This is a genomic window from Hydrotalea flava (genome assembly GCF_001623405.1).
In the GTDB taxonomy this organism is placed as follows: Bacteria; Bacteroidota; Bacteroidia; order Chitinophagales; family Chitinophagaceae; genus Hydrotalea; species Hydrotalea flava.
Genome location: NZ_LUHG01000102.1, coordinates 1 through 15,595, shown reverse-complemented (window position 1 = coordinate 15,595; position 15,595 = coordinate 1). Strand labels below are relative to the sequence as shown.

Sequence of the window (15,595 nt, the reverse complement as noted above, 5' to 3'; positions counted from 1 at the left end):
GATCGAACTCTTTTAAAATACTGGCAATCTGATGGGGACTGAATCTACTCTTTTTCATAATTAAACGTTTTAAAGTTATACATTTTTTGTCTACTTATAAAACGTACTATTTTTGGGGGAGCTTACATTTCTGCCTTCTCCCGTGTGTTTCTTAACTCCTTTGACAGATTATTTAAATGATTTATAAATTCTTTTTTTTCAGTTTCTTGTCTAAAAAGTCTAACGTTTGATTCAAATACTCTCAGACCTTCAACACAAACTCTCCAAATGTCTTTAAACATCAATCGCAGAGGCTTGTCTTCTTGCCAGTAACACATATCATTCTGAAATTTATACCAAAGCCTTCTCATTTCTTCAATGTGTCCGGGTAACTTTTCAGATTCATTTGCGTCATTAAAATTGTCAATTTTTAAATTATGTGCAAAATCATTTCTAATATTTCTAATGTTGTCAAGCATATCTGGAAAATGCTCTGGAATTAGATTGAAAGCTCTTATGAGATTGATTTTTGTAACAAGATTCATCTTGTCATTTATTAATATTTGATGATTAGGAATAAAAGCTTTTAGAAATCTGTCAATTTGATATTCAAGAACTGAAGTCGCTAAAATGACAAACGAACGGTCGTCTTCTATTTTGTTAAGCCTTTTAAAAAACGGAGGTAAATCGTCATTCCAATCTGACCTTTCCCATAAGTCGAATTGTTCAGGAAAAAGGCATTTCCTTTTATCACTTATATAAACGCTAATTGCTATCTTCTTTTTCATTCTACTGTGTCTGTGTCTAACATTACCGCTAACGGACAGGTATTGCTGTCAGGTGGGGAATTGATGATTGTCCAGCTTGGAACAAAAGCCGATTGAAAAACTAAAGTACAAGATAAAATTCAAAAGCCAAATTGGAAAACGTCCAGCCTGGACTGAAGTAGGGTAGTGCGCAACTGCTGAAGTTTGATTGTCCGCCCCACTTGCCGCAATACCATGTTAGCGGTTCGTTGTTATTCTCTGTCCACTGTATAATTCAGTTCAGTTACTCCGCAAGAAAATTGTCGAGTAGTCAATAGTTGTAGTTTTATTTTGTCTTTGATGTCTACAAACAATGGAATGCCTCGTCCAAGAATAATTGGATTAACAAATAGCCAGTAACCGTCAATTAAGTTCAGTTGAATAAGTGAATGTGTTGCTGTCGGGCTACCAAAAAGGAAGATATCGTTACCTGCTTGTTGTTTTATTGCATTTATGCTGTCCGAAAGGTTGTCGCTAATAATTGTTGTGTTAGTCAAATCTGCATCTTTCATCGATTTTGATAAAACAACTTTGTGGACGTTTTTGTACCACTTTGAATGTTCAATGTCGTGCTTGGACGCTGTCGGCTTGTCTGCTGCGGTAGGCCAGTAATTTTCCATCATCTGATAGGTTACTCGTCCATACAATGAAGTGTCACCTTGGCTTATCCGCTTACCGACATGATCAAAAATCTCTTCATCAACTTTAATCCAGTTCATTTCTCCGTTCGGTCCTGCTACAAAACCGTCAAGTGATATGTGCATAAATGAAATTATTTTTCTCATATGGTTTTGTTTTTTGTTGTTGTCGGTGGTTTGTAGAGTCTTTTTACAATGACCGCTAACGGTACAGCTTTGCGCAGGCGGGAAAAAGATATTAGTCTGCTCGTAACTGTAGCCAAATTTATAAATAAAAGTTCATTGTTATTACTATTGCTCAACAGAGTTACGTCAGATGGAACTATAGCTGAAACCTGCACTAATGCTGATTCTTAGCAGGTCAGCCCCGCTTGTGCAAAACTGCTTGTTGTGCGTTTGTACTTTCATCATCTTATTAAACTGTCAATACTTTGTTTTACTTCTCCACTATTTACTATAAAATGCTTAAAATGATAATTCCGAGTCAGTGTAAAACTGCTTTCTGTCAATGATTTTATGACTATAGTGTCTTGATAGGTAGGATACGTAAAAGTTGTCGGTCCAGCATACATGTTAATCCCTGCTGGCCATGACAAAAAGATATTATTGCCTACTATCGTATAATGCACTGTGTCATTGTATATAGTACCACTCATACCTGCTCCCCAGCCGTATTGAACAGAATATAAGATGTTGCTGTCAGTAAATAGCAGATAATTGTGATTTGAATCGAGATTAGATGATTGAGTATGTGTAGCAAAACCACCGCTTGCAAAAACGCTATCGTACTTGTTTGAATGGGCATAAACCCATTTACCTAAAACCAATTTTTGATAAGTCGGTTGTGTACTCGGGGAGTTAGATTTATTACATGCAATAAAATAATTTGCGAAAGTCGTAATAATAAAAGCTAAAAAAAGTTTCTTCATTATAAATTTTATTTGAAAGATTAATTCCTTGATAATAGATAGTCGTGGTATAACGCACAACGCCCAGGGCTTGGCGATGTGGCGGAATTTGAAAAACCGTCAGCCGGGAACGATTGCTGAATAAATATACAAAAGTTTAAAATACAACGAACAGCTGATAGAACGTCGCCTGACCGAACTACAGCTGATAGTTAACTGAAGCTGAGTGGCTGCGTTACAGTCCGCCGGCATAGCGCCCAAGCCTTTTGTTGGTAGCATGTTGTTCGTCATATTGTTTCTTGCAATTGTCTCGCCTGCATAATCAGGTAGCGTCGTGTCTCCCAATCACTTTCCGTCTTAAGCTGCTTGTGAATGTCAATGTATTTGTCACAGCGGCTTTTGAAGACCTCTGATGTAATGAGGCGGTACAGCCACTCACTAAAGTCGGCAAGTTCCGCTTGTCCACTTGAATAGTCCAGATATTCTGTAAAACCTGGAACTTCCAGGTTAGAGCCTTCCCACTTCAGAATTGGAGTTATGGGTCTGCCAAAGAACTTGTCAAACAGGTAAGTGTTGGCGCAAAAGGTTTCAAACGCCTTTTTAGCTGCGTCTTGGGTCTTACCGCACTTGAAAAGAATGATTGTCCACTGAAATAAAAAGTCAGGAAAACCGCCGTCGTCCGGAAAATTCTTGCTGAACCACCGCAGATACGTAAGTCCCTCTTTGTAGTCCTGCAATTGAACAAAATATTTTGTTGGCAGATAGCGAAGTCCACGGCTGTCGTCATAGCAGCCAAACTTTCGCTTTTCGGCAGCAAGTGTCCGCTTGATGTTAGAAATTTTTGTCTGAAGTCGCTCTACTTGTTTCGGTATCACGGTGTCGTTTTACAATTGCTACCAACGTCCAGGCATTGAAGCAGTTGTGGAATGCATTTCCGTCCAGCCTGGCTTACCGTTGCTGAATAAATATACTGAAAGTTGAGAATATGTTATTCAGCTGATTAAAATCCCTTCAGCCTGAACTGATGCTGAGATTTTATATGTAGCTGAAAAAAGTTATTCCTCAGCCACAATTGTTGCAATGCGATGTTAGCGGTTGTTTTTTTCGTCGTCAACTAGGTCGAAAAGCTTTATAGTGTCATTAATAAGTTTTATAATCGATTTTAATGAGTCCTCTGTAAACTGAATGTATTCTTGTCGAAATCCATCATGTTTAAATTTGATATTCACATGCGTATAGCCTTCAAAATCTGTATTTTCCCATTCTGCATGAACTACTGCATTTCGCAAACGTCCTGCCTCATTTAGGGAATCTATTAGTTTGTTGAGTGTAGGTAATTTTAACTTGCAATCATTTTCGTATGTGATGCAGAAACGTTTTAATAAGTCAACTTTTGAGGAGTAATTTAATTTGTGCAGAACAATAAGTCCATATGAGTCTGACCGGTCATTTAACCATTGACAAATTTCAAGATTCAAACATTCTTCAAGCGTGTTAAATCTGTGTACTATTTGTCCAATTAATGGTGCAGTCTTTTCTAGAAACTTTTCAATTTTATCATTATCATCTATTTCATGATAAATATATTGTTGAACTGGCTTGCTCTTGCTTTTCATAAAATAACCGCTAACGTTTTTGGGCTTGGCGTTCGTGCGGGATTTCAGGGCACAAAACTGTCAACCAAGCACTAAAGTTGATTTGAAAAACTGCAATTGAATTTAAGCACGTCACCCCGCATGACGCCAAACCCATGTTAGCAGATGGCGTTCTGTCCTCCGTGTCAAGATGCACTACTTTTTGCTTACGCTCTGAACTGTCAAAATGCTTGTCTGTCATGGGTTGTGCGTTGGCAAAAAAATTAAAACACCGAAGGGTGGGAGGGAAAAAATGAATTTCTTCTTGGGTCGGGCAGCCACACTCTTTTGCAAACTTTGGTCTTTGCGTGGGCTTGCAGCGGTTTGCAAATGTGTGTGACTGCGGCATAGGTCAATTTCCTTTTAGATACTCATATACTGATGGAATGCCAACTCTACTATTGTGTGAAATTCTTTTCTGAAGTAATTCAGATTTGTATGGATTCACAAGAGAACAAATGTAAGTCATAGCACAGTCAGTATTCTTGTAAATAAATGTGTCAGCATATTTAATTCTGTTAGCAACACCGGGATATTTATCACTTCTGTTGTCCTTCGCAGTGATGAAATGATTTGCCTTGAATACAGCAACCAAATCAATTAGCTCGTTTTCCTCCTGAACTGCGGGAAGAAAAAAATGATTGCCACTTTTTCCCTCTGAAATGGTGTTATTAGAGTTGCCAAGCGGAACAGATAGAAATTTTACTAGTTCAATAAACTCTATATAACGAGTATTTCCCTGTGATAGGTCGCAGTCAGGTGTAGCGATAAAGCCATAACAACTTTGCTCACCGGAATTAATTTTTACTATATCGCCATTTGAAAGGAATTCCGGAGATGATTTATAATAAAGTATTTTGTTAATGACTTTTCGTTTGTCATCCGAGGTAGTTTGGAGTTGTGCTGCCTGAACCTGAGCTATTAATGGCTGAACATTATCCCTAAAAAATTTGTCTGTAGTCACACTTTGTAGCAAAATATTTATGATGAAATCATTTGACCAATCAATATTCCCATTTTCAGATATGATGCTTTTATAAACTGCTGCTATGTTTCCATCTTTGATTTCGTTCAAACTCCAAAATGTTTTGTGAATCTTATCATAAACTTCTTTCAAATAAATATTGGAAAGTTTTGCAGTGTATTCAGATGTCAGCCATTCTTCAATTTTTGAGTTTATCTCAGAAAAATTGTCCTTTTGAAATTCTCTAATTAGGTTTTTCGGATATGAAATAGTTCCTTGCTCTAACTCATTCTTGAACTCATCAGCATGTTGGGAATAAATCATCACAGGTGCATAGTATTTTCCATTTAACTCTGCCAAAATCTGTTTACTTAATATGGATGAGTCTGGTTCTTCAAGAAACCAGTCAAGAACGATACAATCAAAAAGAGCTTTGCTTTTTATCCACTTCAAACCCTCGTCTTTTGTGGCACAAAGAATAACTTCTGTTTGGCTTCCTTCAAATCCTTGTAATATTGCTTCGCTTTGATTTTCGACTTCATCGTCTATAATTAAAACTCTTTTCATTCTATTCTTTATTATCGTTAAATACTAATTTAAAAGTCGCTCCCGTCAATAATCCTTTGAAATCATCTTCTGTTACAAGGTAGATTCCAAAATTTTTCTCGTCCATTATTTCCTTTACAATGTAAAGACCAAGACCTCTGCCATCTTCACCTTTCATTGAGAAGAAAGGGTCAAAAATTTTATCTCTATATCGTGTGGCTATTCCGGGACCACTGTCAGAAATATAAACCGTTTTCTCTTTTGCATTAATGAGAATCTTGATTTGCTTCTTATCTGTTTCAGACTTCCTTGAACACCAAAAAATAGCATTGTCAATAAGATTGTTGAATATTTGCATACATGAACCTTCCCGCATTGTAATGTCAAATGAATCGCCTTCAACTATCAATTCAATTCCGGCTTTTTCTATAAATGGCTCTTGTAGCGAAATTGTATTTTTTATTATTTCAGCAATACTTAGTTCTTTTTCTTTAGCAACTTTTTTGATGTAAAACATTGGGCCCAACAAACGAATATCATTTCGTAGAGCTTCCAACGCCCCGCTAATTGAATCTACTTCTTTCTTGGTCTTTGCATCTGTAAGGTCAATTCGTTTTTTTAATCTTTCTAAGGATGATAATGCTCCACTTACAAGACGTGCAAATTCATGAGTAAACCTTTCTGCTGCAAGACCTGTTCCGGCAAGATTGAAAAGTATTTGCTTATCCTTTTCCAGTTCATCAATTGTATCGGTTACCTGTTGCTTTAACTCTGTTACCTGCTGTTCTACCTTATTTAAAATAGGTTTGGTTGCTGTTGCTGTTTTCAGGTCGCTTTCCTCAACTTTCTTTTTAATCTCATTAAGATCAGCTTTTACGTTGGTAACTTTGGCTTCAATTTTTTCATTGCTGGTTTTCTCCTTTACGGGAGTCATTCTCTTTCTGTCTTCATATTGTATGCCTTCAAATATTGTAAAAGCACCAAAAATCAGTGAACGAAACTTCTCATAGTATTCATCTTCTATTAGTCCTTCCCGGTTAGTTTTATCCTTGAGATGTGTATTGGAGTCCTGATTTATTTCAATCATTCCGATAACATTCTCATTACCCACCCTCATTCCGGGAGATTGTATTCTTCTATTATCCAAGTTCAACCAATCGTTTCCTCTTTCTCCGTAGGGCATTATTCTTATTCCATCTCTGTAAACACTTACACCGCACCATTCTGCTAAATCCTTTTTATTGATGTTAGATACTTTTAGTTTATCGGAGCTCTTATCATAAACATGAAGGTTGATTAGGAACTCTCCAACCTCAACATTTTGTCTGACAACCTCTTTTGTTTCTTTTAGAATATTTGCCTTGCCTGAATGCTTTAATGTTTTAAACCCCGGCATTTTGAATTGATAATCATAATCAACATCACCTTTGTCATTTACTATTGCAAAAAAGGTATAATGTGCTTTTTCAAGTATGTCCGATGTTTCAAGGTCTGCATATCTTTCTAATTCTTCCGGGCAATTTTCAAATCGTAGTGATACATCAAAATTGTTAGCCCCTTTGAAAGGACTTTTCATTCTGCGAAGTGAATTGGAAACTTTTGCGATTTCGTCCTTAGTCCATTCTGATTTTAACTTTGTTATTTCAAGTATTGTCCCCGTTTCTTTATACTTAAATCTGTCAGAGGTTTGCATTTTATATCCAACAGTAACTTCATGCAAATCTTTTCCTCTTTCGTCAAATTTTGACCAGTCAATTTCTACAAATAGTTCTTGTTCAGTTTCAATGGTCTTGGTTATCATGTTAAGATGATTTCCGATTTGTTGTGCAGCAAATCTTCCAACTCCTTTTTCACCAAGCGGCAATCTTTTAAGTTTTGTTCTCTCTTTTCTCTCTTTTTGCTCTTCTTTGTGTCCGGTAGCAGGATTCATCCACTTATTTGTGAAAGTTGGCAAATCCATTCCTGTTCCATTATCACGAATTATAATTTTTGCATCAGGTGTATTCAAGGAATGCATTACAATTTCCACTTTAGTTGCATCAGCATCGTAGGAGTTTTTTACTAACTCAATAATTCCGACTGTGGCATCTTTTATTAGTTGCTCACCGAGAATTTTTATAAGTCTCGCCTTGGGTGTAAAATTTATTTCTTTCATTTAGTCTGTGTGCTCTCTGTTTGTTTTACAAATCCGCATGTTTGTCATAATCGGATGTTGATATTGCGGTGAAATAATAATGCTTCTTCCTTGCCCTAAAGTAGGCACATCATCCCAAATTGCCTCATTTACGTTGCCTCCTGAAATTTTCAAGGCATTAAGATTTCTGTTTCCGGTTGTTTGATGAATAATTTTAGTGTTACACAACTCAAATATCTCCTCTGGTAAATGTGATGGTTGCTGTGAAATAAAACACAAACCAAGCCAGCGTTTTCTACCACGCCTTGTTACTTCACGCAAACGGTCAAGTAACGCTTCCATTTTTGAAGCATTCTCTTTACTTACAAATGTGTGAGCTTCTTCAATAAAAATAATTGTTGGCGGTAAGTCGGGATTAGAAATTTTGCTGTCAAAAATCTTCCGTAGTAAATATGCAATAACTATGTTGTTTACCTGAACTGTGTATGAATTGCTTAAATCTAAAACCGATACTTTACCTGCTTTCAAAAAATCTCCAACATCAAGCAAATCATCTGTTGAATCAAAAATTCCAAATCTTCTCAAACGATTCAGCAATCTTTTTACTACAAGCCATGACGCTTTTGAAGAACCTTTTTGCTCTGTAACTTCAACATTTAACCTTTCAAGCAGGGATTGAATTGTTAAATCAGGATATTCGGGTTCTTCCTGGAATTTATTTTCGTCAATTGCTTTCCATTGATTTTTTGGATTTTTGGGTTTGGTTGATTTAGTTGTTATGTCAGCAACCTGTTTATCCCATAAATCAATAAAACGGTCTTCCTGCGTTTCATTCATTCCCATAATTGCGGAAAGTTCATAAGGAGATAAACTTCCAAATGGAATACTAAACTCTAAAGAATCTGTTCTTTTGCTGTCAGTTCCCGCAGGGTTGTAAACCTGAAATGCTCTTAACCCTTCCGGTGTTATCTGATACTGCTCTGCTTTCTTTTTCAGTCCGGGATTATGCTCTATTTCAGAATTGGGTTTGTCCATTGAAATATACTCCCCTTCAACATCAAGAACAACAACTGCCCACCCCGCTGCTGCTGCCTCCTCAATTAATACCTGAGATGAATTGGTTTTTCCTGACCCCACAGTTCCGAATATTCCAATGTTTCGGGGCAAAACTACTTTTGAATTAGCATCAAGATATACACGAATTCCTTCATAACCGCTTAATTGACCCAAATACATGTTGCCTTTGAGTTTCAATAGTTCCTGAATTTTATCAGGTGGTAGATTGTAAACAGGTGATTTTGGATGCGGTCTTGTCTGCACACCCGACAGGTGTGATGAGTTGTAATGAAACAAACCAATTAATTCACAATATCCTATTCCGTGATAATCGGGAATAAAAGCAATATCACCTGCCTGCACAATAGATGCTCTTGCAAATGCTGAATCACGGCTTACAGCATCTGGAGTAAAGAATGGGCCTCTTGTAAGTCTTGCTAAATAGTAATATCCGTCTGTATCATGGGGAATAATTACGTATTTACCTCTTGATAATTCTTTGAGTTTATCATAAGGAACACGTATTTCAACTTCATTGTTTGAACCAACCCCCGAATCGAAGTTTACAAAACCTAAAGCCAGTTTTTTATCTAATTCCATGATTTTACTTTTGTCTTAATGTTTCTTCTGACATTTCGGATAGGAATTCTCCTTCCTTAGCCAATTGATATTCTATTATTTTATTAAAGTCGCTTGCTTTGAAATACGTTGAACAAAGGTTGTCAGCATAATCTACCAGCAAGGGAAATCCTTTTTCTTTTTGAAACATTGCATCACGGGAAATTATCCTTGCAGCAAGGTCAAAGATTTCTTCATGTGCATGAAACACATAAGGTCGTTGTGAAATTTTTATCACACCAACTTTTATTTTCATTGCTCTTTGGTTGATAAAATTGTTCACTTTTAGAAAATCTTCTTCACGCCAACGGTCTTTATCTTTAAGTAGTGTTCTGTCTTCTAAAATTTCAAGTCCTACAGATTTTTTCAATTGAACATATTCACCGGGATTTAATGAAAGGCCGATTCTAATGTATGCATCATTTTGTGAACGGCTAACAATACTGAAACATTTTCTGTTTGCTATTATCTTTTCAAGAATCTCGACTGTTACATCAAGAATTTTCATTTCAGCTTTTCCCGGATTGGCAAGCATTTCAAAAGGAATCAAGGGCCCATGATAAATTTTGTATTTGTCTTTAAACTTATCGTCAAGCCCAAGTTCTCGTTCCCTTACTTGTAAAGCTGCTCTTAATACAGGAGCAGAAACAACCTTGTTTATGCTTTCATGTGAGTATAGATAATCTGCAACATCTTTGATGTCCTGTTTATATTTTGCTTCGGAGATAAAATAGGAGTGTTGAATTTTCTCGTTCAGATAATTCACGGCTACAACTCCTATCTGTGCCATTGTCCCGGTAATTGTCTTATGTGTTGCTATTGTCCCGTCAATCCCTACAACTTCACCGGATGCAAGAAGATTTTTTTCGGCTTCAAGTTCCTCAGGGACTCTCTTTATCTCAAAATTCTTTTCAATGAACTCACGTATAGCTTTCTTATGTTTTCTTCCCTCTGAAATATCTTTTGATAGTTCAGTTGAATATTGGTTAATACCCTCTGCTATGTAATCTTCATAGCTGCTCCATGATTTTTGATTTAGTATTTCACGAAAGGTTATGCTCATATTTTCTGAAACAGCTTTTTAATACCGTTGGCTATAGCCAGAGACAATAGCGGTGGAACAGCATTTCCGATTTGTCTGAAGGCAGCAGTTCTTGACCCTTCAAAAAAGAAATTATCCGGAAATGATTGAATCCTTGCAGCTTCTCTCACAGAAATTGAGCGGCATTGGTTAATACTTGGGTGAATGTAATAGTGTCCGTCTTTTGAAATGTGTGCAACAACTGTATGCGAAATACCTTTACCATCAACAACTTTGAATCGGTCAAGGAATGAATCAGTGTTTTTCTGTGTTCTTAGTTTTTCAGGAATGTCTGTGTATTTTAATCTTTTGTTTTCATCTTCCCATTTCTGAATTGCTATCTTATAAATTTTCAGGTCGTTGCTGTTATGTGGTCTTGAAATATGTTGAGTGTAGAAGTCAACTCCGTTGCTTAAATCAAATTGTTTTAAATAATCTGATGGTTCTTTTCTGTATTTCCCTTTGTTAATGACCTGACCCGGAGTAAGGGGAGATAAGTCAGAAAAAATGTCTTCTACTGTATAATTGTGAACAATTGGTTTTAACTCAGGGAATGAAAATTGGATGTCTTTTCTCCATCCAACAATGATTACTCTTCTGCGATTTTGCAAAACACCGTAATCTTTGGCATTAAGTATCCGGTCATCTATTTCATATCCAAGTTTTCGGAAATATTTTTTCAGATGTGTAAAGTGAGAACCATTATTGGCACTGTAAATTCCAGGGACATTTTCAAACACAAATGCTTTAGGTTTGAATTCTTTTAAAAATCTGCCATATTGAACATAAAGCTTTAAACGATGGTCATTCTCCCAATCAACACCATGTCTGCCAATTAATGAGTATGCCTGACAAGGTGGTCCACCAACAATTAAATCAAGTTCACTATTGGGTAGTTGTTTAAGATTGGTTTCAATAGTTTTAAAAATATGTTTTAGCGATGAATCTGAAATTTCAGCGTTAATCACAGAATTTGCTTTTTCTGATGGTATATGTTTGTATAAAGAATCACGTGATATATTTCCGCTAATGTAGTCGTAATACGTGTCCAGTTTGTTTATTTCTTTCAAATGGTGATATGCTTCCCGTGTCTTTATCGTTAAACACGCTTCTGTGTCCATTTCGATATGAGCAACCGGATTAAACTTCAATTGCTTGAAGCCCTCTGATAATGCTGATGCACCAGCAAATAGGTCTATGTAATTTAACTGTTTCACTTTTCCTTCTGTTCTGATATTGTCTTTAGTTTTTTTACTAAGTTCTCAAGTGTTTTCGCTCTTAAATTCGGCTTTAATTTACATTCAAAAATGGTGAAAACTTTCCAACCAGCATCCTTCAATTTTAATAAATTTTCACTGTCGAGTTGTTTATTACGTTCAATTTTTTTCAACCACCATTCTGTCCGGGTTTTTGGTAAGACAAAATACCTGCAATTTGTATGACCATGCCAAAAGCAACCATGAATGAACACAGCAACTTTCATTTTCGGTAAAACAATGTCTGGTTTACCCGGAAGTCGCTTGTCATGAAGTCTGTAACGAAATCCTTTTGAGAAAATATACTTTCTTACCATCATCTCTGGCTTTGTGTCTTTGCCTTTGATTTGGCTCATATTGTAACTTCTTGTTATTTTATCATGCACATCTGTCATAATACGAAGTTAAAATGTGGGTCGGCAAAATTGCACTCTTTTGGTGGCTGCTTTGCATGGGGTTTGAGGATAGGGCAGCCACCAAATGTGTGCAATGCGGGTAGCCATAGAAATTCATTTTTTTGTGCGGTGGGGGTGTTTTAATTTTTTTATTGCGTTGACTTGCGTGTCTGCCTGTCAAGCTGATGTGTCCCGAAGTCGAGTTGCTGTTATATATATGGCCACCTGTCAAAATAGTTTGTCGTATTGCTTAGTTTAATTTTTTAGTCATCTGTTTAATTGTTGCGATGCTGTCAAATACGCTTTCTGCTAACGTTTTGGCGCTTGGCGCAGTGGCGGATTTCGTAGCACAAAACTGTCAATACACCACAAAAGTTGATGCGTAGTAGAATGTTCAATTAACCACTTCACCCGCCATTGAGCCAAACGCCTGTTGTGCGTTCGGCTTTCTTTTCTGTCAATATAATTGTCTCGTGTTCTCAAGTTAAATTTACTGGTTCTTTAGCTCTTTTGTCTGCATTTAATTTTGTCGCAAAGTTGTCTAAAATTTGTTTGTATGTAGTAATGAAAAGAGGTATTGAAATTAGAATGTAAACATAACCATAAGCAATTTTAGACGTTTCATTGTCACCAATTAAATAGTCCATTCCGAAAAATGTTAAAACTGTCAATGCTGTATTTAATAATGCTTGAATTATGGTTGTCAATATTTTGAATTGTCCACGCAGGTAGTAGAATGTAGCCATAGATAGTCCCAACCCAAAATATATTCCTTTAAACATCCCGTCAATTCTACTGCCACTCAACATCATAGAGATAATTGTAGTTGTCACTATAAAAAACAGCAACGAAAAAGTGATAACAATTATGTCATTATAGAATTTAGTTAATATGGTTTGCTTTTTATTCAATGTGTTACAAGTTTAATAATAATTGGGTCGCTAACATTCCTAAAGAGCCTACTGAATTTGTGATTAAAATAGATTTTTCAATGTTCAACTTTCTATGAACCGTCAAGCCTATTAGTGAGAAAAAGATAATTATCACAATAGCCATAACTAAAGTCGCAATCCAGCCAAAATTTATCAAAGTTATTAGACTTAAAAGGAACCAAATCGACAATAATGTTGTCTTGAAGATTTTTTTGTCAAGTCTTTCATTGTCTAGAAATGAAAACATTCCTGTTATAATAAAAAGGTGAAAAGCAAAAGTCGTTGGAAGGAAAATTAATCCCCAACCTTCGTTTCCACCACCTGTCATAATAATTTCCCAAGTCCAGGGTATGTAAATGAAAATATTCAGTCCAATGGTCGTTGCACCTATTATTTTGTTTATGGTTTTTAGTTCTGTCAAAGGTTGATTATATTATTACTGGTCTGTCTTTTAAGCTGACGCACAACGTTTTGCAGCTTGGCGAAGTGGCGGATTTAGAAGCACTTACTTTCAATTTAGCACTAAACTTCATTTGAAAACCGAATGTTCAATTTAGCACTGAACCCGCCATTTTGCCAAACTGCTGTTATAGCCAGTGGTTATTTATTCAACACTACTAGCAGAACCCCAATTTTATCGTTAAATCCCATTACAGGACTGACAATTTTTACTAAATTTTCTTCTGTATAAACTTTAGTGCTTGTAAGGTTTGAAAAAGCTGTTGTTTCAAGAGTAGTTCCTTCAAATTTCTTGTCTGACGATAATAGAACAATATTGTCCTTTGGGTTTACAAGTTGCACCAAATCTGCTCCAGACTGTCGGACAAAAATACTGAGTAATTGATTGAGATTTTCAGTGTTATTCCTTAGTAATTCGCTTCTTACTGACCACGAAAAAACTTCTGTAGCAAACTCAAGGTGCTTTATTTGCAAACTGTCAATTTTGCTTTCATATTGAGTTATCAATTGTGTTTTCTCATTATTAAAGGTTTTCTCGTTTATGCGAATTTTAATGGAAAACCAGATAAAAACTACCAACAACAATACGGTTAAAACTGTTGCAACCTTATTATTTTTGAAAAAGCCAACAATTTTTTCTTTGAATGTGTTTTTGGTTTTACTTTGAGAGGTTTCAACCAAATTATTTTTTTCTACTGTACTCATTTTGTTTGTTTTTAGAGATTAACCTTTCTTGTCAGAATCTTCTATTGTTAGTTTTTTCAGAATTGAAAATATTAAACCACCCGAAATTGCACCTAAAATGTAAATTATAGCAGTTGCAAACGACAAAGGTATAGTAACACTCCATTTTAAAAAAGACAACTGTACGGTTTCTAAATTTTGTACAATAAAAATAACTGCTACTCCGATAAGGAGTAGCAGTAAAATTGTTTTTATAATCCTCATTACATTACTTATTGAAAGTAGTTCGAGAAATTTCAATACCTGCAGGATAAGTTAGATTTCCTTGTTCCTCTGCTGTAATGAAAATTTCCTTTACATTAAATGGAGTTGTTGTTTTTAAAGTTGCTTTTTTAGCATTTTTGTTAATTAATTGACCAACATTTTTAGTGGTTCCATTTTCAGCAACTATCCAAACACTGTAGTTGTTTTTTGGTGGATTTAATCTACTAGCTTCCGCTAAGTTTCTTGCAGTTACTTCAATAACGTAATTTTTGTTTTTGTCCTGTTTTTTTGTAGCGGTAATATCCGCAGCAGGTACTGTACTCGAAACGGGAAAATTGGCTGTGCTTGCACAAGCTGACATTAGTGCTACCACTCCGATAATTGCTAAATGTTTGATTGTTCTCATTTTTTTTGTTTTTAATTTTATTTAATACCTACTCTTAAAGATTTTCGGCATTCTCTCCTTTGAAATGTGTGGTCATTTTGCTGTGTCTGTCGTCCTACCATTGGCTATAACGCCCCGGGCTTGGCGAAGAAGCGGATTGTTTAGAATAAAGATAATTAGAATTCCGATAGATTATTTAAAAAAAATGCGTCTTAGGACTGCGTCAGCCGCTTTTTTGCCAAGCCGTTGTTACATGCAGCCGACCCTTTTTTATTTCATCTTTTTTTCATCCATTCGCTACGATAAAAAAGCTGAACTATTTGTTACAGTTGCTGTCGCCCATATGTCAATGATAAGCGAACCAAAAGTATCGGAGTGGGCTTCGCTGCGATACGTCGCTACGATAATAAAAGCTGAACGATTTGTTACAGCTGCTGTCGCCCATATGCCGATGATAAGCGAACCAAAAGTATCGGAGTGGGCTTCGCTGCGATACGTCGCTACGATAATAAAAGCTGAACGATTTGTTACAGTTGCTGTCGCCCATATGTCAATGATAAGCGAACCAAAAGTATCGGAGTGGGCTTCGCTGAGATACGTCCTTTATAAATTGAAAAGTTCAGTTTTTAATGAAGCGTTGTCAAACAAGTTTATCAGTAAGAAGCAAAAAAATTAGCGCATTAAAGTCCTGCTATGAATTTGAACCTGCTTGTGTCTCAGGTTGCATGTAACGCCCCGGGCTTGGCGAAGAAGCGGATTGTTTAGAATAAAGATAATTAGAATTCCGATAGATTATTTAAAAAAAATGCGTCTTAGGACTGCGTCAGCCGCTTTTTTGCCAAGCCGTTGTTACATG

General features: G+C 36.1%; 18 protein-coding genes. 1 reads left to right on the top strand and 17 read right to left on the bottom strand.

What is annotated here, in order from left to right; all coding sequences use genetic code 11:
- Nucleotides 1–122 precede the first annotated feature (122 nt).
- From A0F92_RS13670 to A0F92_RS13595, 17 genes are all read right to left on the bottom strand, one after another.
- Nucleotides 123–767 carry a DUF4145 domain-containing protein gene (locus tag A0F92_RS13670; RefSeq protein ID WP_068247375.1) on the bottom strand — a complete coding sequence of 215 codons (645 nt, stop codon included), beginning with the start codon at nucleotides 765–767 and terminating at the stop codon, nucleotides 123–125.
- A gap of 230 nt (nucleotides 768–997) precedes the next feature.
- Nucleotides 998–1,570, bottom strand: coding sequence for a dihydrofolate reductase family protein (locus A0F92_RS13665; RefSeq protein ID WP_068247373.1), 573 nt, complete (start codon nucleotides 1,568–1,570; stop codon nucleotides 998–1,000).
- A 260-nt stretch (nucleotides 1,571–1,830) separates the two neighbouring features.
- A complete protein-coding gene (locus A0F92_RS13660; protein WP_068247368.1) occupies nucleotides 1,831–2,352 on the bottom strand; it encodes a hypothetical protein in 522 nt (173 codons plus the stop codon).
- A 266-nt stretch (nucleotides 2,353–2,618) separates the two neighbouring features.
- The gene (locus A0F92_RS13655) at nucleotides 2,619–3,206 is read right to left on the bottom strand and encodes a hypothetical protein (protein WP_068247361.1); all 588 of its coding nucleotides are present in this window, start codon (nucleotides 3,204–3,206) and stop codon (nucleotides 2,619–2,621) included.
- Nucleotides 3,207–3,419: 213 nt separating this feature from the next.
- Complete coding sequence (locus A0F92_RS13650) at nucleotides 3,420–3,947, bottom strand: hypothetical protein (protein ID WP_068247359.1); 528 nt, start codon at nucleotides 3,945–3,947, stop codon at nucleotides 3,420–3,422.
- A 370-nt stretch (nucleotides 3,948–4,317) separates the two neighbouring features.
- A complete protein-coding gene (locus A0F92_RS13645) occupies nucleotides 4,318–5,496 on the bottom strand; it encodes a DNA-binding transcriptional response regulator (protein ID WP_068247356.1) in 1,179 nt (392 codons plus the stop codon).
- A 1-nt stretch (nucleotide 5,497) separates the two neighbouring features.
- Nucleotides 5,498–7,630, bottom strand: a complete 2,133-nt coding sequence (locus tag A0F92_RS13640) for a sensor histidine kinase (RefSeq protein WP_068247353.1) — start codon at nucleotides 7,628–7,630, stop codon at nucleotides 5,498–5,500.
- The gene (locus tag A0F92_RS13635) at nucleotides 7,631–9,265 is read right to left on the bottom strand and encodes an ATP-binding protein (RefSeq protein ID WP_068247344.1); all 1,635 of its coding nucleotides are present in this window, start codon (nucleotides 9,263–9,265) and stop codon (nucleotides 7,631–7,633) included. It lies immediately after the preceding gene.
- A gap of 4 nt (nucleotides 9,266–9,269) precedes the next feature.
- Complete coding sequence (locus A0F92_RS13630; RefSeq protein WP_068247342.1) at nucleotides 9,270–10,346, bottom strand: hypothetical protein; 1,077 nt, start codon at nucleotides 10,344–10,346, stop codon at nucleotides 9,270–9,272.
- Nucleotides 10,343–11,581, bottom strand: coding sequence for a DNA cytosine methyltransferase (locus A0F92_RS13625; protein WP_068247339.1), 1,239 nt, complete (start codon nucleotides 11,579–11,581; stop codon nucleotides 10,343–10,345). Before A0F92_RS13625 ends, A0F92_RS13630 begins: the two co-directional genes overlap by 4 nt.
- Nucleotides 11,578–12,015, bottom strand: a complete 438-nt coding sequence (locus A0F92_RS13620; RefSeq protein WP_068247337.1) for a very short patch repair endonuclease — start codon at nucleotides 12,013–12,015, stop codon at nucleotides 11,578–11,580. Before A0F92_RS13620 ends, A0F92_RS13625 begins: the two co-directional genes overlap by 4 nt.
- 309 nt (nucleotides 12,016–12,324) lie before the next feature.
- Nucleotides 12,325–12,498, bottom strand: a complete 174-nt coding sequence (locus tag A0F92_RS15705; RefSeq protein ID WP_167517098.1) for a hypothetical protein — start codon at nucleotides 12,496–12,498, stop codon at nucleotides 12,325–12,327.
- Nucleotides 12,495–12,926, bottom strand: coding sequence for a hypothetical protein (locus A0F92_RS13615; RefSeq protein ID WP_167517097.1), 432 nt, complete (start codon nucleotides 12,924–12,926; stop codon nucleotides 12,495–12,497). The genes A0F92_RS15705 and A0F92_RS13615 overlap by 4 nt, the downstream gene beginning before the upstream one ends.
- Before the next feature lie 4 nt (nucleotides 12,927–12,930).
- On the bottom strand, nucleotides 12,931–13,368 hold the full coding sequence (locus tag A0F92_RS13610) for a hypothetical protein (protein WP_167517096.1): 438 nt from the start codon (nucleotides 13,366–13,368) through the stop codon (nucleotides 12,931–12,933).
- A 179-nt stretch (nucleotides 13,369–13,547) separates the two neighbouring features.
- The gene (locus A0F92_RS13605; RefSeq protein ID WP_068247329.1) at nucleotides 13,548–14,111 is read right to left on the bottom strand and encodes a hypothetical protein; all 564 of its coding nucleotides are present in this window, start codon (nucleotides 14,109–14,111) and stop codon (nucleotides 13,548–13,550) included.
- Between the two features lie 18 nt (nucleotides 14,112–14,129).
- Nucleotides 14,130–14,354: a lipopolysaccharide assembly protein LapA domain-containing protein gene (locus A0F92_RS16100; protein ID WP_068247326.1), complete on the bottom strand. Its 225-nt coding sequence runs from the start codon at nucleotides 14,352–14,354 to the stop codon at nucleotides 14,130–14,132.
- A 4-nt stretch (nucleotides 14,355–14,358) separates the two neighbouring features.
- Nucleotides 14,359–14,760 carry a hypothetical protein gene (locus tag A0F92_RS13595; protein ID WP_068247322.1) on the bottom strand — a complete coding sequence of 134 codons (402 nt, stop codon included), beginning with the start codon at nucleotides 14,758–14,760 and terminating at the stop codon, nucleotides 14,359–14,361.
- A gap of 232 nt (nucleotides 14,761–14,992) precedes the next feature.
- Here A0F92_RS13595 and A0F92_RS13590 point away from each other — a divergent pair, with 232 nt between their 5' ends.
- Nucleotides 14,993–15,415, top strand: a complete 423-nt coding sequence (locus tag A0F92_RS13590) for a hypothetical protein (protein ID WP_167517095.1) — start codon at nucleotides 14,993–14,995, stop codon at nucleotides 15,413–15,415.
- Nucleotides 15,416–15,595: the final 180 nt, after the last annotated feature.